Genomic DNA, 23,097 nt, shown 5'->3' with positions numbered 1-23,097 from the left:
CATGAAGCGAATAAAACAATATACAACTGGCTTATGCGTAGGCGGCCTGATATTATTATCAGGAAAGGATGCTGTGGCACAAAAAGGGATCAACTCCCTTTACTCTGCTTATGGTATTGGCGACGTGGAACAACATGATTACAGCCGTAACTTTGGAGTGGGTAGTACAGGTATTGCCCGCCGTTCAGACTTTTTCCTGAACGAGCTGAACCCAGCCTCATACTCAGCGATACCCAGACAGCATTTTATGTTTGATGTGTCCCTCAGGGCGCAATCCATTACTTATAAAGATGCAGGTTCCCTGAACCAGACGGCCGGAGATGTGATTATCAAAAGACTGGCATTAGGCTTCAAAGCCAGCAACCGCTGGGGTATCAGCGCAGGCTTCTCTCCTTACAGTACTGTTGACTATAAACTTCTTTCTACTACATTCATAGATACATCTCCACTGGTTACCACTACAGAAGGTACCGGCGGTATCAATAAAGCATATATCTCCAATGCAGTAAAATTAACGAAGAACTTTTCCGTAGGCGTATCCAGTAACTTCCTGTTCGGCCCTATCAACACTACCTCTAACGTAGGTGGAGATACCGTATCTACCAGGACAGAACGTTACGCCTTTAACATGAACTTCACTACAGGTGTTCAGTATAGCGGCAAGATCGGTAAGAAATGGCTGTTAGGTTTAGGCGGTACTTATCGCTTTAAAACCAACATGAACTACCAGAACAAACTGTATATCCTGAACAGTAGTTCTACTGTGTTATTTACCGATAATGACCTTGCAAGGACCAAGATCAAATTACCTGAGCAGATCGGTGGAGGTTTCTCCCTGAGTAACGGGACCATCACCTGGTTAGCTGATTACCGTACAGAGAAATGGGGTTCTGCAGGTAATAAAACCACTAACTATAATCTTGTCAACTCCGACCGTTATTCAACGGGTCTTGAGTATAGCTTCAAACGTACTTACTACAACCAGCAGGTAGAAGGTATCATCGCACAGGCTGGCTTCTCTTATTACAATTCCAACCTGGTAGTGAAAAACAACCAGATCAGGGATGTGGCAGGAACGGCTGGTATCTCTATCCCCAGCCGCAGCGGCGCACTTCGTTACTATATAGGTGTTGAAGTAGGACAACGTGGTACTACCAGCGGTGGATTAATCAAAGAAACTTACGTGAATGGTGTATTCCACTTCTCATTAAGAGATATCTGGTTTATACGCAGAACGTATGAATAATATTAATGAAAAGGAGGACATGAAGTCCTCCTTTTTTATTCCTTTAATAATTTCTCAAACCATAGTCCGGAGTCTTTCATCGTCCTTTGCTGCGTTTCCATATCTACATGTACTAAGCCAAAACGAGCCCTGTATCCCTCTGCCCATTCAAAGTTATCGGTCAGTGTCCACGCAAAAAATCCATCTACCTTCACTCCTTCCCGCTTTGCCTTCAATATTGCTCCCAGATATTCTTCAAAATATTTAATGCGATCTGTATCATGTATTCGTCCATCTGTGAGTACATCGTTAAAAGCCGCTCCGTTCTCTGTAACGATCAGTCTTTTTACGCCTTCGTAAGCTGCAAACTGCTTCAGTATGTTGTACATTCCGGTACCACTTATTTCCCAGCCCAGCGCAGTCACCGGTACTTTACGCGCCCTTGCCTTTACTTCCGAAACACCTACTACCGGCATGAAATAATTACTTTTCATCACCAGCGGGAAATAATTCTGTACACCAATGAAGTCGAAATCAAAAGCCAGTTGGTCCCAATCGCGCCAGAGGCCATAACGACGCTCAATTTTGCGCAGCAGGGGGAAATCGGCAACAGGGTAACCTAAGCCTAACACGGGCTCAAGGAAGAGGCGGTTAAACAGCGCATCGGCCTTTTTGGCCGCCTGTATATCTCCTTCGCTTTGCGTATGGGGAATAATATGAGAGCAGGACAATGCGGTGCCTATCACAGCGCCTTCCACTTCCTGGCGGATCACCTTGGCCGCAGAGGCCTGTGCCAGTAATGTATGGTGTACTGCCGGGAAGAAATAAGATAATCCGAACTTGCCGGGGGCATGTACACCCAGCATATACCCCAGGGAAGTAAAGCCAAAGGGTTCATTCATCACGATCCAGTGTTTCACTTTCTGCCCGTATTCCCGCATACAGATACGCACATATTCTTCAAAGGCGAATATCACACCGCGGTGTGTCCAGCCTCCCTTTATTTCAATGGCATGCGGAAGGTCCCAGTGATACAATGTGACATAAGGTTGTAATCCCAATTCCAGGCAGGCGTCTATCACCCGGTGATAAAAGGCGATGCCGGCAGGATTTACTTCGCCTGTTCCTTTTGGAAGTATGCGGGCCCAGGCGATGGAGAAGCGGAATACCTTGAAACCCATTTGTTTGGTCAACAGCAGGTCATCGTAGTAACGGTTATAGAAATCCGTAGCTACACGGGCATGAGTGCCATCTTTCACTTTGCCTTTACGGGCAGTGAAAACGTCCCATATAGAACTCCCTTTACCATCGTGCTCAAAAGCGCCTTCATTCTGGAAGGCCGAAATGGTAACCCCCCATAAGAAATCAGCCCCAAAATCTTGTTTTGTGAATTGTTCCATATACAAATCCAGGCTGCAGTTTACAATACTTTTATTGCATAGCTAATTATTTTCCTGTTAAGAATTGCGAATAATTCCGAACTTGCTGACCTGTTTACCTGCAATTCCCACCAATTTAATCAGATGAGTGTATGAATAAGATATCAATTACCTTATTTGCCTTATTATTGGGTGCATGTCAGCAAAACGGTAAACCAACGGCAGGCGCCGTAGATCCTCTGCATCATATTGATTCCCCGGGCCACATGGTAATCATACCTGGCGGCACTTTTACAATGGGAGCAGATGATAAAGAAGCCCGTGCAGATGAGCAGCCCAGGCATACTGTTACAATAGACAGTTTTCAGATGGACGAGCATGAGGTGACTAACGCCGAATTTGCCGCTTTTACGGCCTCTACGGGTTACGTTACGCTGGCAGAAAAGCCTGTCACCAAAGAAGAGTTGATGCAACAATTGCCTCCCGGTTCTCCTGAACCTGACAGTAGCATGTTACTACCCGGATCATTGGTATTTACTCCTCCCGACCATGCCGTACCGCTGGATGATGTGTCTCAGTGGTGGTCCTTTGTACAGGGAGCCAACTGGCGGCATCCTGACGGGCCGGGGAGTGATCTGAAAGGTAAATCACAATATCCTGTAGTACATATCTCCTGGCTGGATGCACAGGCATATGCCAAATGGGCCGGTAAACGCCTGCCTACAGAAGCAGAATGGGAATATGCCGCCCGTGGCGGATTGAAAGACCAGCCTTTTCCCTGGGGAAATGAAGCCCTTACAACAGGTAAGATCAAAGCCAATACCTGGAACGGGCATTTCCCTTATCAGAATACTAAAACGGATGGCTTTTCAGGCGCTGCCCCTGTAAAATCTTTTGCCCCTAACGGATATGGGCTCTATGATATGTCCGGTAATGTATGGGAATGGTGTGAAGACCTGTACAACAATACTTACTACGCGCAGTCTGCTGATGCCCATAATCCTCAGGGACCGGAAACGGGCTATGACCCTGATGATCCCTCCTCTCCCAAAAGAGTGATCAGGGGAGGATCTTATATGTGTACAGATGAATATTGTTCCGGATATCGTGTAACGGCAAGGATGAAAACAACAGCAGAATCAGGATTGCAGAATTTAGGTTTCCGTTGTGTAAAAAGTATTAAATAAAAATCCCGGGGAATACCCCGGGATTTTTTATATCAGGTTATTTTATTTTGAGTTTTATTTCTATAACGCCATTGGCGCCGTCCTTACCATATTTGCTGGTGGCTGCATCATCTTTAAGAACATACATAGCTTCTATGTCACTGGCAGAAATCTTTTTGAGGTCTCCACTGCCGGCAACTTTTCCATCAATAACATATAGCGGATTGCCATTGGGAACTACAACGCTATTCGTACCCACATTTATCTGATGCACCTTATTCTTAGCCATGTACTCTTTGGTATCGATAAAAATTACCCCATTTTTACCATCCTCTCCATATGTTGCCGCATCCGGATTACTCAACACGGTGATGTTTTGAATATCCTCACTCTTCACACCCGGGTCACTGTGCCCATGGGATACGCCATCAACGTAATATATCGGAGTACCAGTGGCAGGAGTACCGTTAGCGTCCATAGCCGGGCGTCTGTAGGTAATACCTGTCTGGGCCGGAGGGCCGCTGATAGCCGCGGTCCTATAACTTGTCACCATTATTGTTCCCGGCTTCGGAGCAGGAGCTGGTGCAGGAGCAGGAACAACCGTAATTGTTCTTGCCGGTGGCGCCGGTGGTGCGGGAGGAGCCGGTGGTAATGATGGTACTGGCGGAGGCGGTGGCACTACGCCTGCCGGAGGAGGCGGTGGTGGTGGTACAGGAGGAACAACGTTCTTTCCTTTCTTCTTAGATGAAGGATACGCTGTATCTCTCGTTTCTGCTCTGGCAGTAAATGTTGCAGAATGTTTTACAGAAGTTTTTGCGGACACAAAATTAATAGTGTCCCTTGTGAGAACCAGTTCCCCTGCAGGATTAACACCTGTTGTATCAGTTGTTGATTTACTCTTATTACCCGCCCTGCTGATATTGAGTGAAAGCAATGCAATACCTACCAGGCTCCCCAGTACTAAATAACGCAGCAAATGATATTGAGATGATTTCTTTTTGTTCATCATCATGATCCGTTTTTTTAAATGTGAGAAATTGAAATTGTTTGCGATGGCCGTCGCATATGGGATCCCACTTACTTTTATAAGACTGTATTGATATGTTTTCGCATCCATTCCCTGTTGCAGGATACACCTGTCGGTAATGAATTCCAGGTTTTCACGGATGGCCGTACTCATTAACCAGGCACCCGGATTAAACCAGTAAAAGACCTTGTTTAATTCTCCCAGCATAACGTCCAGTGTATGCCATTGTTTTACATGCACTTTCTCATGACGTACTATAGCCAGGAACTCCACAGGCGTATGCAGGGAAGGGTTTATATAGATATTATTGATGAAAGAGAAAGGTGTTATTTTTTTTGCAGATACTCTTATATCCCCTTCTTTGACAGTGCTTCTGTGCAGTTTCCAGAGAGATGATAATTGTATGATCAAACGTATTCCCATTACAATAACACCCGTCCAGAAAATATACAACAACACTATATTTATCAGAGGAGTGGAAGGACGCTCATTCAATGCTGCCAGGTCCGGCACATAGGTCAATGCAACGTTATTGACAGGCTTCTGTTCACTGATCACAATGAGTGGGAATACCGCTGAAAATACGATGCCTGCCAGCAGGAAAAAACGGTTCAGAATATAGAATGTAAGGCGACGTAACCCTAAACGGTATGCCAGATAGAATAAGGTAAGCGCAATATTGGCTTTTAACAGATAGATAAGCATAAGGCTATCAGTTTTTTTCGATCATCTTTAATATTTCCTTTAATTCATCCGGAGTGATCTTCTTCTCTTTAGCGAAGAAAGTCACCAGGCTTTTATAGGAATCGTCGAAATAATCTTTTACAAACCCGTTCATGAATTTCTGCTTGTACTCATTTTCCGCGATGACAGGTGTATACTCATATACATTGCCCATTTTACGGCTTTGCAGATATCCTTTCTTCTCCAGGTTCTTGATGGTAGAAGCCAGCGTTGTATAAGGCGGCTGCGGAGCGGTATGTGCTTCCAGAAAATCTTTCACAAAACCAGACCCGGTTTTCCACACGGCCAGCATTGCTATTTCTTCCTGCTGTGTAAGCTTTTCCATATTCATTACGATTGTTTCGTAAATCTACGAATAGTTCGTAGTAAAACAAATTTATTTTAGGTTTTTAACAATTAAATAAGGGGGATGCATGGTCATGCATCATTCATATAGGGTTCATGCTTAAACCATGAAGGAGGTATGACGGAGACATGACGGAGACATGAAGGAGATATGAAGGAGATATGAAGGAGATATGAAGGAGATATGAAGGAGATATGAAGGAGATATGAAGGAGGAAAGGCCCCTTTCGGAGCCTTCTATATATAAACGTAGTTAGGAGTCGGGTTATTTAATCATCTCTTCCAGCTTCTTCTCCAGTGCATCTCCCCGTAAATTCCTGGCTATTATCTTCCCCTGCGGGTCTACCAGCAGGTTCTGAGGAATTGCCCGGATACCATACAATTCAGCCGCCGCATTTTTCCAGCCTTTCAGATCAGAGACGTTGGTCCAGGGAAGATTATCTGCCTGTACGGCTGCCAGCCACTTCTCTTTTTTATCATCCAGAGAAACAGCTAAAACGTCAAACCCTTTATCTTTAAATTTACTATATGCCCTGATCACATTCGGGTTCTCTGCACGACAAGGCCCGCACCAACTGGCCCAGAAATCTACCAGCACATATTTACCATTAAAGGACGTCAGGCTCACATTCTTACCTTCCGCATCCGGCTGGACAAAATCCATTACCGGTTTACCCACCGATGTTTTCCTTGCAACAGCCAGCCAACTGGCAAATTCTTTTCCTGTAGGGGTATTACGCAGGCTCTTACTGAGTTTGTTATAAATAGGTTCAATTTCGACGGGATTAATATCATAGCCGGCATACTGACCTAATACAAATAATGCGATAGGAGAACCGGTGTTATTTCTAAGATAATCCCCCATGATCTTATTGCGGATGGCTTCCAGCTCATCAAAGCGCGGTTCCAGCTTCCTGATCCCCTCTTCATCCTTAGCCATGTATAACTGACGGTTCAACTGCTTCAACTCATTTAACTGGCTGGTAACATCCTTTAAAAGTTCATTCAGTTTTATATAGTCATCATTGGCAGCAGAGCCTGTTACGGTTGCTTTACTGATAGAATCCTGTGTAGTAACGGTTAAGGTCCCTTTTTCTATAAAAACGGTCAGAACGTCACGTTTCTTCGGTCCTCCATTTTCCGGGTCCTGTACCTTCAGCATCAGGTAGGCCATAGTAGGCTCATCCACTGTTCCATTCAGCACAAATTTACCCTCTTTCACCTCCGCACTATCTATTTTATTAGAGCCGTGGCTCCTCATACTTATATATACTTTCGCCGGCTTTTGAAGCTGCTCCACGGACCCCTGTATTGTAAAAGACTTATCCTGCGCAAACAAGACCGCATGCCCGAACAATGCCGCGATCATCAATACTGACTTCATTGACTCTGATTTGAACGACAAAAATCCCACATCCGGAGAGGAAAATCAAACTGATTGTGATAAACGGTGAAGTCTGACTAAGAATATGACCTGAAAGATAAATTTTGCCAATCCACAGATTGCAAATAATAATTAGTCTAGTATAATACGAAAGATAAAATCTATATCATTAGATTACTATTGATTTTGTAGCCCAAATTACTCAAATCAGTTTTACGAAATAAGACATTACCATTTTCTTAAGACTGTTAAAATTTCAAATTATTTGTGTGATTTCCTATACGGAATTAATTGTGACCCAAATATTACATACCATTACGAACACATACATCCTTATGTAAAATAACAACTCGTTTCCCTTCAATTCTAAACGCTAACCCATTGAAGTGAAAATCCATTTTTCCATTTCTTAAACACCATGTTTATGCATCCATTATTGCTCTTTGTAGCAACGTAAAGCGTCATGTTCCTATAAAAGTTAATCCAACTATCGTACATGTCAACTACATGAACAGGGAGAATTATTGTTATTTCTGAAAACATTTCAATCTCGTTAAAGCTGGAAATGACTTCGCAAGCCCTTTAATCACTTAAAACAATAAATCAATTATGAAAAAGTTAATCTTTTCGCTGCTAGTCTCTCTTTGCGCTTTGCTATCTATTAACGTCCATGCACAGGACAAATATTATTATGTACAATATGCCACTTCGGTGTCGGTTCCAGTCGTGATGCAGACTACTAATATTGGCATTACCACTTCACAGACTATATCTCCTGGTGTAGTAAACACCTGGACAAATACTGCTCCAGGTGGATATTATACCAACCCTTCTGGCATCTTTTCCTATGGCGCTTACTGGCTCACACCCACTATTATTACACCTGTAACAGTACAGGTGCTATCTGGCTACACAGCAACTATTCTCAATTCATCTGGCATCAGTACAAAAATCCAGCTAATCCTCCATTGCGGGGGTACACTTTTCTACGGTTCCGTCGTAACAATACCATCTGGAGGAACAGTTACCACCCCCATTCCCGCAGGCGCTTACACATATACTACAACACCTACGGCATCTGCTTTGATTACATTGGAAATGACTACCAATAATCTTTGATGTATTATCATCGATTGAACAGATCCTATAAAAGCATTCTTCCGCTAATCCTGCTGTTGCTCGTATCCTATATGGCTGTCGGGCAGCAGACTGGGATGGTATGGGGCCAACTCTCAGATACAACCAACCATCAGTTGCTGAAGGATGCTTTTATAACTGTTAGCCGCGTGAGTGACGACTCTATCCAGAAAAGATTCTTTTCTACGGAAAATGGCTCTTTTAGCTGCGATCGTCTACCCTATGGTAATTATCTCATTCACATCTCCATCCAGGGACTGCAACCAGTGCAAAAAAAATTCACACTGAACGATCAGCAAAAACAACTGGATATGGGCATCATCTACATGCACATACGTGTAATGGAACTGGATACACTTGTTGTACAGGAAGCTGCCGTTTTGATAAAAAAAGATACAGTAGAATATAATGCAGGGCGTTTCCAGACCAACCAGTACGCCTCCCTTTCAGATCTCCTAAAATTACTTCCGGGATTACAGCTGAAAAATGATGGTAACATCAGTATAAACGGACAGCCTATAGACCAGATTATGGTAGATGGTAAACCTTTTTTTAATGGTGATCCTCAAACAGCGCTCACTCATTTACCTGCGGAGATCATTAAAAAAATACAAGTATATACCACCACTCAAAACAACCTTTCGGGTGTTCCCCCTCCCCCTGGCTTCCCCGGTAACAAGACCATCAATCTTGTCCTGAAAGCAGATAAAAGGAAAGGTGATTTTGGCAAATTATCAGTTGGTGCCGGCACCGGAGGAGCATTCAACAGCAACGGAGATCTGAACCATATGAACGGAGGCCAGCAGATATCTGTCATCGGAGATGCCGGGAATATTGACAGAGAAAATACACGCGCAGACTTATTCAGCAGAGCCAGCGGGATTACACGCAATCTGAACGGAGGAGTTAATTATCGGGATTCCCGTAACGATCATACCAGCATAAACGGGAGCTACATGAATTCCGACCAACGCAATGAAAATTCGCAACGCATACATGTACTGAATATCTTCCCAGGCAATTCTTCTACCGTGCTGGACCAAAACCTGAACATGGTCACGCATAATAATACACAGCGCTTTAACCTGAACCTGGAACATAAACCGGATGCTTTTAATTCCTTTATTTTTCAGCAAAACGTAATGTTACAGCGTACAAACACGGTACAGGATCAACAAAACACGCAACACTATGAAAGCTCAGGAGATCGCATTTATCAGTCTTCTGGTAATAACAGCAGCAATACAGATAGAAGAATGATCTCTTCCACTCTCCAGTACAGACACAACGGGCAGCAACCGGGGCAAATGCTTTCCCTGGAACTGAATATGTTCAACAATTACACGGACTATAACGGGAGCTACTTTACTCAAACAACTCATCTCTCCGGCAGCAGCAGTCTAAACCAGCATAACACCAATACTGACCATGTACTCGTTTTATCTCCATCCATGAATTACATGATGCCGATAGGAAAGCAAAATATATTAAATATACGAGCCAACTATTCCTATACCCATGATGACATCGCTACAAGAACTTATAGTTTTAATGGAAGCACTCAACATTTTGATCAACTGGATACCACACAAAGCAATGACTTTAAAAGCAGTTATCACAATGCTGCCATGCAAATGAGTATAAGAAAACAATGGAATAAAATAACCCTGACGGCTGGAACTGGCATAGCGGCCGACTGGCTTTCCGGTGATAATAAGACTAACCAATCCCATACAACAAGACATTTCATCAACATGCTTCCCTCAGTAACCCTGGGTCTGGGTTCCGGCTTACAGGTCAGCTATACCGGCAAGCCGGTAGTTATTATAGTACAACAACTACAACCTGTATCCGTTACGGCCGATTCTCTTTTTATACAGGAAGGTAATCCCGATCTGCAGGAACCTTATACGCATTCTCTGAACCTTGGTTACAGCGTTTTGCGCCCCGGCACGCAGCAATTTTTTTCTGCTTCTTTCAGTGGTAGTATTACCATGCATTCTATCCAGCATGCTGTCTCGCTGATGGATAATGGAGCACAGATAAGCAAACCTGTTAACTTGAATGGGGCACAAAATCTTTCCTTGATACTGAATTATGCGATCCCCGCCCTACAAAGGAAGTCAGGGTTTAATATTGCAGCCAATGCCACTTATTCAAAAGATCCTCTTTTAAGTAATGGGATCAGGAATAAAAGCAGTTTACTATACTTTTCAAGCACCTTTACATGGAACTTCCATACTGATAAGGGAATTGATCTGAACATTAGCAGTACGCCGGCCTATAACAGCATGCACACAAGTATGGGGCAGACCAGCCAATATTTCATAGCAATCTTTGGTGGCAAAGCAAGTTATACAAGGGACAGTTGGGAAAGTGCATTATCGGCTTATTATACCTTCAATAATAGTCTGCCAGGCAGCTATCAGCCAGACTATCCCATTATCGCACCGTTTATTGGTTACCGCTTTTTAAAGCGTAAAGCAGCTCAGGTCAATCTTTCCATTAATGACCTCCTCAACCAGCAATCAGGTGCATACAAGAGCATTGAACCAGGAACAGTAACGGATACGTGGTCCAGGACCAGGGGCCGCTATCTATTAGTAACTTTTACCTATAATTTCAGCAGATTTGGCGGGGGAAACCATAATATTCATTAACAACAAAAGGCCCTATAAAGGGCCTTCTGCAATAATATTTAATATATTTCCAGAAAAAATCTACTTCAATACTTCTTTCAGTTTCGCTTCCAATGCCGCTCCGCGTAAATTGCGACCGATAATCCGGCCTTGCGGATCTATCAGGAAGTTGGCAGGGATAGAATTAACACGATATAATTGTGCTACCTGGTTGCTCCATCCTTTCAGGTCAGATACATGTGTCCAGGAAAGCCCGTCCTGTTTAACCGCTCCTATCCAGCGTTCTTTATTATTATCAAGGGAAACACCCAGGATCGTAAAGTTTTTGTCTTTAAAACGTTCAAAAGCCTTCACCACATTCGGGTTTTCTGCACGACAGGGACCGCACCAGCTGGCCCAGAAGTCGACCAGTACATACTTTCCACGGAAAGAAGACAGTTTCACGGCTACCCCGTTTACATCTTCCTGTGTGAAATCAGGCGCTAAACCAGCCGATGCTCCGGCTTCTTCCCCCTGTGTACTGGCCAGGTATTTAGCTGCCGATTTACCATATTTGGTCTCTTTCAGCGATTTATCCAGTGAATTATAGATCTGAGCAAACTCTTCCTGGTCCAGGCGGGTGCGCAGCTCATTCAGTAATACCCACATGCTGGCCAATTGCTTAGGGTGTACTTTAACGAATTGTTTACCCGTAGTTAACACATCCTGGTTAAAAGCACCTGCCTTCGTCCTGAAAGCAGTTTTAGCAGCTTCATCATCTTCAGCAATGCCGGCAGCTTCCGCATTCAATGCCTGTGCACGCTGTATCAGTGGACGGAAAGCCTGCTGATAAGCCTGCATTGCGGCATTCTCCTCCCCGCCTTTGATAGATTCCGCTACCGGGAAGTCACTCACATTAAACACCACCTTTATCGGCTCTTTAGCCGGTACGAACAGGTAAGGATAATCCTTCCCCTGCAGGATAAGCGCATGAATAGATGGAGTAGCCGGCGTTACAGTAAAGGAAAACTTACCATCTTTGAGGACAGTTGAATCCTTTGGGTTATTGTCTTCATCACTGTACAGGAACAGGGTTTTACCATCAGCACCCTTGAGGGTACCTGATATCATCTGCTGTGCAGAGACCGTCCATGAGAAAAGCGCACCAATGGCGCATAAAGCAAGTTGTTTCACAGCTCTAATATAAGAAATAAGTCCTATTTATTGTGCCTTTGCTGTAGTATGGCAAGTACATCGGCCAGTTGATAGCCTTTGGCACTCAGCAGTACGAGGTAATGGAAAAGCAGGTCGGCAGATTCATTGAGGAACAGTTCCTCATTATCATCTTTTGCCTCTATCACCAGTTCTACGGCCTCTTCCCCTACTTTCTGGGCTATTTTGTTAATCCCTTTGGTAAAAAGTGTTGACGTATATGAGTTATCAGAAGGGTTATTCTTACGGTCGTTGATAATGCTTTCCAGTTTGCACAGGAAGTCATTGCTCACATTGGCTTCTTCCCAGCAGGTATCGGCACCGGTATGGCATACTACTCCGGCCGGATTCACTTTAATCAGCAGTGTATCGCTGTCGCAATCCACCCTGATATCCTGTAAGTGAAGAAAATTACCACTTTCTTCGCCTTTGGTCCACAGTCTTTGTTTAGAACGGCTGAAAAAGGTCACTTTTCCCTCTGCCAGTGTTTTATCCAGGGATTCCTGGTTCATATACCCCAGCATCAGCACCTTGAAAGTAGCCGCATCCTGTACGATGGCAGGCACCAGGCCGTCTGCTGATTTCTGAAAGTCTACCTGTTTGTTATTGTACATGCGGTTTAAAGATTTTGTTCAAAATTAATGTTTTATCAGAACCGGATATTAACCCCTTCCTGATATAAATAAGTTTTTAATGCCTGAATTTCAATTTCTTTATAATGAAAGATGGTGGCAGCCAATGCCGCATCTGCCTGGGCAATCTCAAATACGTCCTTGAAATGTGCCATGGTACCGGCTCCGCCGGAGGCGATCACCGGAACATTGAGGTTCCGGGACAGTAAAGCGGTGATATCCAGGGCAAAGCCCTGTTTGGTACCATCATTATTCATGGAAGTAAGCAGGATCTCCCCTGCCCCACGATCTACAGCTTCTTTGGCCCAGTCGTACGCCCTGATCTCCGTCTTTACCCGGCCACCGTTCAGGTATACGTACCAGTCGCCATTCTCAAAACGGGTATCGATGGCCAGCACTACGCACTGGCTTCCAAATTCCCGCGACAGTTCATCTACCAGTTCCGGTCTTTTGAAAGCGGACGTGTTCACAGAGATCTTATCAGCTCCTGAGTTTAACAACACACTTACATCATCCACAGAAGAAATGCCTCCACCTACGGTAAAAGGGATGTTTACATTCCTGGCGATACGGGTCACCAGTTCTGATAATGTTTTGCGCCGCTCATTGGTAGCTGTGATGTCCAGGAACACCAGTTCATCCGCTCCCTGTTCTGCGTAAAAGGCACCTAATTCAATAGGATCACCGGCATCGCGTATATTTTCAAAGTTCACACCCTTTACCGTACGACCATCTTTAATGTCCAGGCATGGAATGATACGTTTTGTTAACATGATCCTTATTTTTTTAAGTATGCTTCCAGTTCTTTCATGGTGATCTTGTCTTCATAGATCGCCTTACCTACTATAACACCACTACATCCGGCTTCTTCCAGTGCATGCACATCTGCCATTTCGCTTACGCCTCCGCTTGCTATAAATGTGATCTGCGGAAAACGTTCCAGGATCTTTTTATAGAGAGGGATAGAGGGACCCTGCAACAGGCCGTCCTTAGCGATATCTGTACAGAAGACGTGCTGTAGGCCCTGTTGAATATTGGATTCCAGGAAATCAAACACGGACAGTTCCGTTGTCTCCAGCCATCCGCCAACGGCGATCTTTTCTTCTTTTACATCTGCGCCTAAGAAAATCTTCTCTGCACCGTATTTCTTTACCCAGCCGAAGAACAACTCAGGGTCTTTCACCGCAATGCTACCGATAGTAGCCAGTGCGGCCCCATTCTCATACACAATCTTCAGGTCCTCCTCTTTCTTGATACCACCGCCAAAATCAACTACCAGGTTTGTTTTCCCGGCAATTGCTTCCAGCACTTTCCAATTCACTACTTCTCCTTTTTTAGCACCGTCCAGATCTACCAGGTGAAGGCGGGTCACCCCTATACTTTCAAAGGCTTTCGCCACTTCCAGCGGATGTTCGTTATATACTTTTTTCTGGGCGTAATCGCCCTGCGTAAGGCGAACACATTTACCATCTATGATATCTATCGCAGGAATGATTGAAAATCCTGTTGTATTATTTTTATTCAGTTGTAATTCCATTCTGCAAAAACTAATATTCCCTTTTGTAAAATATTCGCCTACTTGTGTGAAGCCGAACTGCGTGTAAAAAGTAGCTGCAGTATCGCGTGCATGACACCATAACAATGACACATGATCTTTACGGCATAATTCAATCAGATGATGGATCAGCATACGGCCGTACCCTTTACCCTGACATGCAGGATGTACTGCCAGTTTGCGGAACTGGGCATCCGTACGGCGCAGGAATAATGATACGACCCCTACCAGTTGCGCTTCCTCAAACAAACCGAAATGTAATCCATCTTCATCTCCCGGTACTTTTACCGCTTCCAGTGTTTCCCCCGGATACAGCACATCCCGGCGTAATTCCAATGTATCTTCCGTAGCTATTCTTCTGATATTCATTACTTATAACTTCAGGAAATTTTCCAGGATTTTCGCTCCTTCTGTTGCGGATTTTTCCGGGTGAAACTGCACTGCATAAAAATTGTCTTTCTGCAAAGCAGCACTGTAGTTAATCACATAATTGGCAGTAGCGACCGTATCAGCGCCCAGCGCTGCATAATAACTGTGTACAAAGTACATGTAGGAATTCTCCGGTACATGCTCGAACATGGTGCTATACAAGCCTGTAATATTGTTCCAGCCGATCTGCGGAATTTTCAGCAGGTTATCTACCGGCGAAGTAAACTTTTTTACATCCACATCAAAAATACCCATACATGGGGTATCGTTTTCTTCAGAGTATTTACACATCAGCTGCATGCCCAGGCAAATGCCCAGTACCGGTTGTTCCAGGCTGGTAATCAACTGATCCAGTTTCCTTTCTTTCAGATAACGCATGGCAGAGCTTGCCTCACCTACGCCGGGAAAGATCACCTTATCTGCCGCGCGGATCTCTTCAGGATCATCTGTAACCACCCCTTCCACACCGAGGCGTTCCAGCGCAAATAATACAGAGCGGATATTACCGGCATTGTATTTTATGATGACTGTTTTCATATACTTTTATTTCACACCTGCTATAAAACTCTTGACAGCAGCGTCGAGGTTAGTGGTATTTTCAATAGCGCGGATAAAGGCAGTACCGATGATAGCTCCGTTGCTATATGCACAGGCAGCCTCAAAGGTAGCTTTATCTTTGATACCAAAGCCTATCAGCACAGGGTTCTTCAGCTGCAATTGCTTCAGTTTTTCGAAGTAAGCCTGCTGATTGCCCATATCTTTATCCTTACCGGTGGTAGAAGAAGAAGACACGGCGTATACAAATCCTTTACTCAGACTATCGATCTTTCTTATTCTTTCTTCACTTGTTTCCGGTGTTACCAAAAAGATCAAGTGCAGACCGTACTGTTCAAAGATGCTTTTATAATCTGATTCGTACTCATCCATTGGCAGGTCTGGCAGGATCACACCATCTACGCCCACTTCCGCACATTTCTTACAGAAGTTCTCAATGCCGTATAATAATACGGGATTCAGATATCCCATCAGGATAACGGGTAGGTGTATGGTTTTACGGAAGTCTTTCAGTTGTTCAAACAACTGACGGATGCTCATTCCGTTTTTGATAGCACGGGTGCTGCTCTCCTGGATCACCGGGCCATCGGCCAGCGGATCAGAGAAAGGCATACCTAATTCGATAAGGTCTGCCCCATATTGCTGCAGGGCAGTCATCACCGGCAGGGTATCATTGAGTTCAGGAAAACCTGCGGTGCAGTATATGTTGAGGATGCCCGTTTTCTTAGTGGCAAATAACTGATCTATACGGTTGCTCATGATAATTTATTGGGCAGATTACGAATGTATGTTTCCATATCCTTATCTCCACGGCCGCTGAGGCACAGTACCACTACGTCATCCGGGTTAAAAGACATGTCTTTTAACTTGGCCAGTGCATGGGATGATTCCAGGGCCGGGATGATACCTTCCAGGCGTGTCAGCTCGTAAGCTGCCTGTAAAGCTTCATCATCGGTAGCGTTCAGGAAAGTAGCACGACCGGTTTCAAACAGATGTGCGTGTAAAGGGCCGATACCGGGATAATCCAGTCCTGCTGAAATAGAGTGCGGTTCAGTAATCTGCCCGTCTTCTGTTTGCATCAGCAATGTTTTGCTGGCGTGGATGATCCCCAGTTTACCCAACTGCGTCGTTGCAGCGGAGAATCCGGAATTCACCCCTTTACCACCAGCTTCTACAGCCACCAGTTTTACATCCGGCTCATTCAGGAAATGGTAGTAAGCACCGGCGGCATTGCTGCCTCCCCCTATGCAGGCCATTACGTAATCAGGGTTTGCCTTGCCTGTTTTTTCCAATAACTGCACTTTAATCTCTTCACTGATCACTGACTGGAAACGGGCCACCATATCCGGGTAAGGATGTGGCCCGGCTGCCGTACCCAGGATATAATGCGTATCTACCGGATTGTTGATCCAGTCGCGGATAGCTTCATTGGTAGCGTCCTTCAGGGTCTGACTACCGCTGGTAGCAGCTACTACGGTAGCGCCCAGCATCTTCATACGTGCTACGTTTGGCGCCTGCCGCTGAATATCTATGCTACCCATATAGATCACACATTCCATATTCATGAGGGCACATACGGTAGCGGTAGCTACGCCATGCTGTCCGGCGCCGGTTTCTGCAATGATGCGGCTTTTGCCGAGTCGCTGAGCCAGCAGGATTTGTCCTACGGTGTTATTCACTTTATGCGCACCGGTATGGTTCAGGTCTTCCCTTTTCAGGTAGATACTGGCCCCATATTTCTCAGACAGGCGTTTTGCCAGGTACAAAGGAGAAGGGCGGCCTACATAATCCCGCAGCAGTTGATCGAACTGTTGTTGAAAAGCAGGGTCACGGAGGATTTGCAGGTAATTGTCCTGCAGTTCTTTTACGTTGGGATATAACATCTCTGGTACGTAAGCACCGCCAAACCTGCCATAAAAGCCTTTCTCATCTACATGATACTTAGAGCCGAACGTATTTTCCGCAATCTTCATGCTATGACTATTTTAAAAAAGTTGATTGAATCTGTTCTGTAAAGGGCTGTACCTTTTCCATGTCTTTTACACCCGGATGTGTTTCGAATTTGCTGTTTACATCGACTGCAAATAAAGCAGGATGTTTGAATGCCAGCAGTTCTGTTAATTGTTCCGGTCCTATACCCCCGCTCAGGAAAAAGGGATGTCCGTAAGGATAACTGTTCAGTAATTCCCAGTTGAACTTTATCCCTGTACCACCATAAGCATTACCCGCATCGGTATCAAACAGGAAATAATCTGTGACGGCGATATACGGCTGTATAGTGTCCCAGTTGATGTTTGTCCTTACACGGAACGCTTTGACTACAGGAATATCTATGGCAGCGCAATAACCGGGAGTTTCATCACCATGTAACTGTACCATATCCAGACCATAGTCTGTGATGGTACGTCTTACCTGTTCCAGCGGAGCATCTACGAACACGCCTACTTTTTTGATCTCTTTTGTTTCCCGTATGGTACGCGGGTCCAGTTTACTACCTGCGAAACGGGGAGATTTCTCATAGAAGATAAAGCCGGCATAGTCCACCCGGTATTCTACCAGCCTGAGCAAGTCTTCTCTCCTGGTGATACCGCATACTTTTATTTTCATTTCGCTAGTTTATCTGCCAGTTCCGTCACAAAGTTTTCAAATGCCCTGGGCGGATTTTCCTGTTTCATAAAGAATTCCCCTATCAGGAAGCCGTTGAAGCCGGCCTGTTTTAAGGTAACGATGGCATCGGTATTACTGATACCGCTTTCTGCTACTTTACACTTGCCGTCCGGTATATGGGCAGCCAGTTCGCAGGAGCGGTTAAAATCCACCTTGAAGGTGGTCAGGTCCCTGTTGTTCACCCCTACCAGCTGAATATGATCTGTGACCTTATCGAGCTGATCACCGCTATGAACTTCCAGCAGGACTTCCAGTCCCAGGTTATTCGCAAAAGCGGCCAGGTGTTTCACTTCTTCTTTGGTGAGGCATTCTGCTATCAGCAGGATAACGTCTGCACCGATGGCTTTTGCTTCCAGGATCTGGTATTCGTCAATAATAAAATCCTTTCTGAGGATAGGTGTGTTATTATTCACGGCACGTGCCTGTTGCAGATCATCGGAAGAGCCGCCGAAGAATTTTTCATCTGTGAGTACGGACAGGCCGGAAGCGCCATAGCGGGTATAAGCCATGGTTACATCCTGTACTGTTACGTCTCCGTTGATGATACCCTTAGAAGGAGAGCGTCGTTTAAACTCTGCAATGATCCCTGTTTTACCCGGGTCCTGCAGGAAGTGGGCAAGCGAAAGGGGTGTACGTTTGAACCAGGAGACCTGTTCCAGTTCTGCCACACTCCGTTGTTGTTTGCGGGCCGCCACTTCCGTGTGTTTATGAGCGACAATTTCTGTGAGTATATTTTTCATTTGTTCTTGTTTCCGATACTATTGCAAACTTATCAACTTCTTAAAAGAATTGTAAGCTGCTCCTGATTCCAGGGAAGCGACAGCCGCCTGGAAACAATCTGCGTAATTACTATATTTTCCCATACAATACAAGCCCATCGCAGCATTTGCCATTACCACAGAGTTCTGGGCCCAGGTACCTTCTCCTTTCAATATCTTCACGAATATTTTAGAAGCGGCTTCTACAGAGTTGCCTCCGGAGATATCTTCAGGATATACTTTACGTTTACCCAGTTGTTCCGGTGTCCAGTCTTTTTCGCCCTGGTTGGTGATCACGCGGGTGTCTGCTGTCAGGGAGATTTCATCATATCCATCCAGGCTGTGTACGATCACATATTTCTTATCGGTCTGCTGGAAGAGGTAGTTGTATACTCTTGCCAGTTCCAGGCTGTACACGCCTATCAGCTGATGTTGTGCAAATGCCGGGTTCACTAAGGGGCCCAGCATGTTGAAGAATGTACGGATACCCAGTTGTCTGCGGATACCTGCAACATTTTTCAATGCGGGGTGGAACAGGGGAGCGTGCAGGAAACAAACGCCTGCTTCTTCCAGTTCCTGGCGCAGTTTAGCATCGTCGTTTTTAAACTTATAGCCTGCTGATTCCATCAGATTGGATGCTCCGCTGATGGAAGATACGCCGTAGTTACCATGTTTGGCCACTTTTCCGCCTGCGCCCGCTACAATAAAGCAGGACAGGGTAGAAATATTGAAAGTATTCTTTTCATCCCCGCCGGTGCCAACAATATCCAGCACATCATAACCATTCAGGTTTACCGGTATGCAGAGTTCCAGCAGGGCATCGCGGAAGCCCAGCAGTTCATCCACGGTGATACTGCGCATGAGGAATACTGTCATAAAAGCAGCGAGTTCGCTGTCGTTGTACATTCCTTTGGAAATGCTGATCAGTATATCTTTTGCCGCGTTGCGGGTAAAGGTTTTATGTTCGAAGAGGTAGTTCAGTATCTTTTTCATAGTTTATGCATTCAACCAGTTACGCATGATCTTTTCTCCTTCCGGCGTTAATACGCTTTCCGGGTGAAATTGTACACCGCTCACATCATATTGCTGATGCTGCAATGCCATGATATATCCGTTATCATCTCTGGCCGTGATGGTCAGGGATGACGGTAATGTTTTTTCATCAACTACCCATGAGTGGTAACGGCCCACTTCCAGCTGATCTGGCAAACCGTTAAAGATCCTCCCCTCTCTTGAGATTATATTTACGTTAGTGGCTACGCCATGGTATACATCTTTGAGATTTGTAAGGCTTGCACCGAATGCCTCGCCTATTGCCTGCTGACCAAGACATACGCCGAATATAGATTTGGTGGCAGCATATTCTTTTATCAGCGGCAGTAATAAACCTGCTTCTTCCGGAATACCCGGCCCTGGTGAAAGGATGATCTTATCATATGCCTTTATTTGTTCCAGGGGAATTTCATCATTGCGGACTACTGTCACTTTTCCGTGAATAATTTTTTCTACCAGGTGTACCAGGTTATAGGTAAAAGAGTCGTAATTATCAAACACCAGAATGTTCATGTCAGATATTTTGTGCCAGCACAATGGCTTGCTTTAATGCGTTCAGTTTATTGTTCACTTCTTCCAGTTCTGAGGAGGCCACTGATTTAGCCACTACTCCGGCACCTGCCTGGTAGTAAAGCGTATTTGATTTACTCAGGATGGAGCGGATCATAATAGCATGATTGAAATCTCCGTTGAAGCTTACGGCGCCTATACATCCGCCGTAAAATCCTCTTGCAGTAGGTTCGTACTGATCGATGATCTGCATGGCCCTGTACTTTGGTGCACCGGATAATGTTCCTGCAGGGAAAGTGGCTGCCAATAGAGAGAATGGGTTCAATCCCGGTTGTATTTTTCCTGTTACTTCACTTACCAGGTGAATGACATGTGAGTAGTACTGTATCTTTCTGTAAGACTCCACTTCCACATCTGTTGCCAGCCTGCTAAGATCGTTCCTGGCGAGGTCCACCAGCATTACGTGTTCTGCGTTTTCCTTTGGATCTTCCAGTAGTTGTGCCGCCAGTTGTCTGTCCTGTTCATCGTTGCCGGTACGGCGGAAAGTGCCTGCTATCGGGTGGATGGTGGCCTTTCCTTCTTTGATAATAAGCTGCGCTTCAGGGGAAGAACCCATCAGTTTGTAATCGCCATAATCGAAGAAGAAAAGATAAGGAGAAGGATTGATGGAGCGGAGGGCACGGTATACATTGAATTCATCACCTTTAAACTGCTGATGGAAAGCTCTTGATAACACTACCTGGAAGACATCTCCGCGGAAGCAGTGCTGCTTTCCTTTTTCGACCATTTCGATATATTGTTCGTTGGTCATATTGCTTTGTTCCTCTCCTTCGGCAGAGAACCTATAGCCCGGTACATCTTTTTGCCGGATGAGGGATTCTATCAGTTCAAACTCGCTATCAAGGCCTTCTACCTGGTTTTCGCAGAGGTAGAGTTCATCTTTAAAGTGATTGATAACGATCACGTATTGATAGAAACGGTAACGCATCAGCGGGATGGTATTACCATTTTGTTTATTCTGATTAAATTCAATCGTTTCGAAGAACTGTACGGAATCGAAAGTACTGTATCCAAAGAGGCTTTGTACAACGGGCAGTACCGGCTTATTGACAAAGTTGAAGTGACTCAGGAATTTCTGTAATTCGTCCAGCACATTCTGGGGACTTTTCAGCTGTTTCCTTTCAGGCGGAAGGTTCGGGTATTTGAACTCGAAGTCCTTGGTACTGGTAACTTCCATGCCGGCGATCGGCTTGATACAAATAAAAGAAAAGCTGTTTTCACTGGCGCGATAATCAGTACTTTCCAGCAATACGGAACCGGGGAATCGGTCGCGGAGCCGCAGGTAGATGCCGACAGGAGTGAATATGTCTGCCAGCATTTGCTTTGATCTTGATTTTACTTGAATACTACCCATTGGTTTGTTAATTGATTTGATTGGGTGACCGTCAAAAACGAAGAAGGCCCGCTGTGTAACAGCGAGCCTTCCAATTATATTTCACTACGAAACATGGCACTGTAACACGTTATCAGGAACTGATAGTATGCCAACGCCAATGTTTGTATGTCATGTTTATATTCATTGCGGAACAAATATCCGGTCTTTTTTGAAAAAATGCAAATTTTTGTTTTATAATTTTAAAGTTTTTTGAGGGGTAGGGTTATAATCAATATTATGCTACAGTAAATCTTTTATCTGTTAAAGCAAGTCTTCTAAGCAATTCATTTGCTCTTGCCACCCGTTCAGGAAAAAGCTCTCTATCCCCTAATTTCTTAGCAATTGCCCGAAGTCTTTTCCTGGAAGCTGCTTCTTTACGAGCTTTTACTTCTTTCTTAAATCTTGTTATGAAAGTTAAATTTTTCATGTAATAAAGTTAATTAATTCCTTTTATAAACTAAAATCATACTATACGCCTTCCCTATTTCATAAGCTTCTATCAATATCTCTCCTTCATATTCAAATCCCCCCTCGAAAATATACTCCTTACTCAAAGTAGAATAATTTCTATCCACAAAACGACAGTATAATGCTATCCTACGTCCTTCATTTCTGCATTTGTCAGTACATTTTTTCTTACAGGAAAGCTTACACGCATTTAAATAGGCAGGATCATTATCACTACCTTCCACCCAAAGAATAGCATCCGGATTTTTCTCAAAAAATAATGGAACAGTAGTTAATACTGTATTAAAAACCTTATAGACATCCCCATTATTATTAATTACCGTATCACTTAATGTCTCCTTTTCATCGTCATAATCACCAAATCCTAAATTGTATACAAAACGCCCTTCAAGTTTTAGACTTAAAAGAGCATATTTTATTGCCTTTGTAAAATTGTCTTTACCAACACTTTCAAAATAAAAATTTATTCGTTTCTTTTTCACTTCCGGCGTAACATTATAATGCTCTCTATCTGCCATAGATCATAGATTATCTGAACAATACTTCCCTACAGGTAAAATCAAAATGACATTACCATAACAGCCTTACCAGTACTATTTTTGAAATAGTAAACAGTAAAGTGAAAAATACATTTGTCCGAAATCTATAGTGAAATTATAATGCTCTTATTCAGTTTTATTAATACTGAAAAGGAGTAACAAACTTTATTATTTTATCCCTTCGTTTTTCATATTCCAACGAAATTATTTCAAAAAATAAAACGAGCAAAATTTAAATAAAAATTTAGAGAACTTCTGT

Annotated in this window: 22 protein-coding genes; 4 read left to right on the top strand and 18 right to left on the bottom strand. The window is 44.2% G+C overall.

Features of this window, described 5'->3' with window-relative positions; translation table 11 throughout:
• Window position 1: 1 nt before the first annotated feature.
• On the top strand, window positions 2–1,246 hold the full coding sequence (gene bamG, locus GO495_RS09845) for a BamG family beta-barrel-assembly machinery protein (RefSeq protein ID WP_157299510.1): 1,245 nt from the start codon (window positions 2–4) through the stop codon (window positions 1,244–1,246).
• A 35-nt stretch (window positions 1,247–1,281) separates the two neighbouring features.
• On the opposite strand, the gene GO495_RS09840 is transcribed toward bamG, so the two are convergent.
• The gene (locus GO495_RS09840; RefSeq protein ID WP_157299509.1) at window positions 1,282–2,625 is read right to left on the bottom strand and encodes a GH1 family beta-glucosidase; all 1,344 of its coding nucleotides are present in this window, start codon (window positions 2,623–2,625) and stop codon (window positions 1,282–1,284) included.
• A 131-nt stretch (window positions 2,626–2,756) separates the two neighbouring features.
• Here GO495_RS09840 and GO495_RS09835 point away from each other — a divergent pair, with 131 nt between their 5' ends.
• Window positions 2,757–3,791, top strand: coding sequence for a formylglycine-generating enzyme family protein (locus tag GO495_RS09835; protein WP_157299508.1), 1,035 nt, complete (start codon window positions 2,757–2,759; stop codon window positions 3,789–3,791).
• A 37-nt stretch (window positions 3,792–3,828) separates the two neighbouring features.
• Here the strand turns inward: GO495_RS09835 and GO495_RS09830 are convergent, their stop codons facing one another.
• The 3 genes from GO495_RS09830 to GO495_RS09820 form a co-directional block, all read right to left on the bottom strand.
• Window positions 3,829–5,502 carry a M56 family metallopeptidase gene (locus tag GO495_RS09830; RefSeq protein WP_157299507.1) on the bottom strand — a complete coding sequence of 558 codons (1,674 nt, stop codon included), beginning with the start codon at window positions 5,500–5,502 and terminating at the stop codon, window positions 3,829–3,831.
• Window positions 5,503–5,509: 7 nt separating this feature from the next.
• Window positions 5,510–5,866 (bottom strand): BlaI/MecI/CopY family transcriptional regulator, encoded by a 357-nt coding sequence (locus GO495_RS09825; RefSeq protein WP_157299506.1) that lies wholly within the window; start codon window positions 5,864–5,866, stop codon window positions 5,510–5,512.
• A 285-nt stretch (window positions 5,867–6,151) separates the two neighbouring features.
• Window positions 6,152–7,270 (bottom strand): TlpA disulfide reductase family protein, encoded by a 1,119-nt coding sequence (locus GO495_RS09820; RefSeq protein ID WP_157299505.1) that lies wholly within the window; start codon window positions 7,268–7,270, stop codon window positions 6,152–6,154.
• Window positions 7,271–7,879: 609 nt separating this feature from the next.
• Between GO495_RS09820 and GO495_RS09815 the strand changes: the two genes are divergently transcribed.
• On the top strand, window positions 7,880–8,389 hold the full coding sequence (locus tag GO495_RS09815) for a hypothetical protein (protein ID WP_157299504.1): 510 nt from the start codon (window positions 7,880–7,882) through the stop codon (window positions 8,387–8,389).
• Between the two features lie 14 nt (window positions 8,390–8,403).
• A complete protein-coding gene (locus tag GO495_RS09810) occupies window positions 8,404–11,067 on the top strand; it encodes a TonB-dependent receptor (RefSeq protein WP_170302654.1) in 2,664 nt (887 codons plus the stop codon).
• Between the two features lie 60 nt (window positions 11,068–11,127).
• Here the strand turns inward: GO495_RS09810 and GO495_RS09805 are convergent, their stop codons facing one another.
• The 14 genes from GO495_RS09805 to GO495_RS09740 all read right to left on the bottom strand — a co-directional run bounded on the left by GO495_RS09805 (window position 11,128) and on the right by GO495_RS09740 (window position 22,817).
• Window positions 11,128–12,219 carry a redoxin domain-containing protein gene (locus tag GO495_RS09805; protein WP_157299502.1) on the bottom strand — a complete coding sequence of 364 codons (1,092 nt, stop codon included), beginning with the start codon at window positions 12,217–12,219 and terminating at the stop codon, window positions 11,128–11,130.
• 23 nt (window positions 12,220–12,242) lie between these two features.
• Window positions 12,243–12,851, bottom strand: a complete 609-nt coding sequence (gene hisIE, locus GO495_RS09800; protein ID WP_157299501.1) for a bifunctional phosphoribosyl-AMP cyclohydrolase/phosphoribosyl-ATP diphosphatase HisIE — start codon at window positions 12,849–12,851, stop codon at window positions 12,243–12,245.
• Between the two features lie 35 nt (window positions 12,852–12,886).
• On the bottom strand, window positions 12,887–13,642 hold the full coding sequence (gene hisF, locus GO495_RS09795) for an imidazole glycerol phosphate synthase subunit HisF (protein ID WP_157299500.1): 756 nt from the start codon (window positions 13,640–13,642) through the stop codon (window positions 12,887–12,889).
• Between the two features lie 5 nt (window positions 13,643–13,647).
• Window positions 13,648–14,793: a 1-(5-phosphoribosyl)-5-[(5-phosphoribosylamino)methylideneamino]imidazole-4-carboxamide isomerase gene (gene hisA / locus GO495_RS09790; RefSeq protein WP_157299499.1), complete on the bottom strand. Its 1,146-nt coding sequence runs from the start codon at window positions 14,791–14,793 to the stop codon at window positions 13,648–13,650.
• A gap of 3 nt (window positions 14,794–14,796) precedes the next feature.
• Window positions 14,797–15,390 carry an imidazole glycerol phosphate synthase subunit HisH gene (hisH, locus tag GO495_RS09785; protein WP_157299498.1) on the bottom strand — a complete coding sequence of 198 codons (594 nt, stop codon included), beginning with the start codon at window positions 15,388–15,390 and terminating at the stop codon, window positions 14,797–14,799.
• A 6-nt stretch (window positions 15,391–15,396) separates the two neighbouring features.
• A complete protein-coding gene (gene trpA / locus GO495_RS09780) occupies window positions 15,397–16,167 on the bottom strand; it encodes a tryptophan synthase subunit alpha (RefSeq protein WP_157299497.1) in 771 nt (256 codons plus the stop codon).
• Window positions 16,164–17,381: a tryptophan synthase subunit beta gene (trpB, locus tag GO495_RS09775; protein WP_157299496.1), complete on the bottom strand. Its 1,218-nt coding sequence runs from the start codon at window positions 17,379–17,381 to the stop codon at window positions 16,164–16,166. Before trpB ends, trpA begins: the two co-directional genes overlap by 4 nt.
• 7 nt (window positions 17,382–17,388) lie before the next feature.
• Complete coding sequence (locus tag GO495_RS09770; protein ID WP_157299495.1) at window positions 17,389–18,015, bottom strand: phosphoribosylanthranilate isomerase; 627 nt, start codon at window positions 18,013–18,015, stop codon at window positions 17,389–17,391.
• Window positions 18,012–18,815: an indole-3-glycerol phosphate synthase TrpC gene (gene trpC / locus GO495_RS09765; protein WP_157299494.1), complete on the bottom strand. Its 804-nt coding sequence runs from the start codon at window positions 18,813–18,815 to the stop codon at window positions 18,012–18,014. The genes GO495_RS09770 and trpC overlap by 4 nt, the downstream gene beginning before the upstream one ends.
• Before the next feature lie 18 nt (window positions 18,816–18,833).
• Window positions 18,834–19,826: an anthranilate phosphoribosyltransferase gene (gene trpD, locus GO495_RS09760; protein WP_157299493.1), complete on the bottom strand. Its 993-nt coding sequence runs from the start codon at window positions 19,824–19,826 to the stop codon at window positions 18,834–18,836.
• A 3-nt stretch (window positions 19,827–19,829) separates the two neighbouring features.
• Window positions 19,830–20,399 (bottom strand): anthranilate synthase component II, encoded by a 570-nt coding sequence (locus GO495_RS09755; RefSeq protein WP_157299492.1) that lies wholly within the window; start codon window positions 20,397–20,399, stop codon window positions 19,830–19,832.
• 1 nt (window position 20,400) lies between these two features.
• The gene (locus GO495_RS09750) at window positions 20,401–21,810 is read right to left on the bottom strand and encodes an anthranilate synthase component I family protein (RefSeq protein ID WP_157299491.1); all 1,410 of its coding nucleotides are present in this window, start codon (window positions 21,808–21,810) and stop codon (window positions 20,401–20,403) included.
• Between the two features lie 256 nt (window positions 21,811–22,066).
• A complete protein-coding gene (locus GO495_RS09745; protein WP_157299490.1) occupies window positions 22,067–22,258 on the bottom strand; it encodes a hypothetical protein in 192 nt (63 codons plus the stop codon).
• Between the two features lie 13 nt (window positions 22,259–22,271).
• Complete coding sequence (locus GO495_RS09740) at window positions 22,272–22,817, bottom strand: DUF6934 family protein (RefSeq protein ID WP_157299489.1); 546 nt, start codon at window positions 22,815–22,817, stop codon at window positions 22,272–22,274.
• Window positions 22,818–23,097 lie beyond the last annotated feature (280 nt).

It is taken from the genome of Chitinophaga oryziterrae (genome assembly GCF_009758125.1).
Taxonomy (GTDB): domain Bacteria; phylum Bacteroidota; class Bacteroidia; order Chitinophagales; family Chitinophagaceae; genus Chitinophaga; species Chitinophaga oryziterrae.
This window is presented reverse-complemented; position numbering and strand designations above follow the sequence as displayed.

Coding starts and splice junctions, on each gene's coding strand:
- bamG (WP_157299510.1), top strand. CDS start 2: ATGAAGCGAATAAAACAATATACAACTGGCTTATGCGTAGGCGGCCTG.
- GO495_RS09840 (WP_157299509.1), bottom strand. CDS start 2,625: ATGGAACAATTCACAAAACAAGATTTTGGGGCTGATTTCTTATGGGGG.
- GO495_RS09835 (WP_157299508.1), top strand. CDS start 2,757: ATGAATAAGATATCAATTACCTTATTTGCCTTATTATTGGGTGCATGT.
- GO495_RS09830 (WP_157299507.1), bottom strand. CDS start 5,502: ATGCTTATCTATCTGTTAAAAGCCAATATTGCGCTTACCTTATTCTAT.
- GO495_RS09825 (WP_157299506.1), bottom strand. CDS start 5,866: ATGGAAAAGCTTACACAGCAGGAAGAAATAGCAATGCTGGCCGTGTGG.
- GO495_RS09820 (WP_157299505.1), bottom strand. CDS start 7,270: ATGAAGTCAGTATTGATGATCGCGGCATTGTTCGGGCATGCGGTCTTG.
- GO495_RS09815 (WP_157299504.1), top strand. CDS start 7,880: ATGAAAAAGTTAATCTTTTCGCTGCTAGTCTCTCTTTGCGCTTTGCTA.
- hisIE (WP_157299501.1), bottom strand. CDS start 12,851: ATGTACAATAACAAACAGGTAGACTTTCAGAAATCAGCAGACGGCCTG.
- hisF (WP_157299500.1), bottom strand. CDS start 13,642: ATGTTAACAAAACGTATCATTCCATGCCTGGACATTAAAGATGGTCGT.
- hisA (WP_157299499.1), bottom strand. CDS start 14,793: ATGAATATCAGAAGAATAGCTACGGAAGATACATTGGAATTACGCCGG.
- hisH (WP_157299498.1), bottom strand. CDS start 15,390: ATGAAAACAGTCATCATAAAATACAATGCCGGTAATATCCGCTCTGTA.
- trpA (WP_157299497.1), bottom strand. CDS start 16,167: ATGAGCAACCGTATAGATCAGTTATTTGCCACTAAGAAAACGGGCATC.
- trpB (WP_157299496.1), bottom strand. CDS start 17,381: ATGAAGATTGCGGAAAATACGTTCGGCTCTAAGTATCATGTAGATGAG.
- GO495_RS09770 (WP_157299495.1), bottom strand. CDS start 18,015: ATGAAAATAAAAGTATGCGGTATCACCAGGAGAGAAGACTTGCTCAGG.
- trpC (WP_157299494.1), bottom strand. CDS start 18,815: ATGAAAAATATACTCACAGAAATTGTCGCTCATAAACACACGGAAGTG.
- trpD (WP_157299493.1), bottom strand. CDS start 19,826: ATGAAAAAGATACTGAACTACCTCTTCGAACATAAAACCTTTACCCGC.
- GO495_RS09755 (WP_157299492.1), bottom strand. CDS start 20,399: ATGAACATTCTGGTGTTTGATAATTACGACTCTTTTACCTATAACCTG.
- GO495_RS09750 (WP_157299491.1), bottom strand. CDS start 21,810: ATGGGTAGTATTCAAGTAAAATCAAGATCAAAGCAAATGCTGGCAGAC.
- GO495_RS09745 (WP_157299490.1), bottom strand. CDS start 22,258: ATGAAAAATTTAACTTTCATAACAAGATTTAAGAAAGAAGTAAAAGCT.
- GO495_RS09740 (WP_157299489.1), bottom strand. CDS start 22,817: ATGGCAGATAGAGAGCATTATAATGTTACGCCGGAAGTGAAAAAGAAA.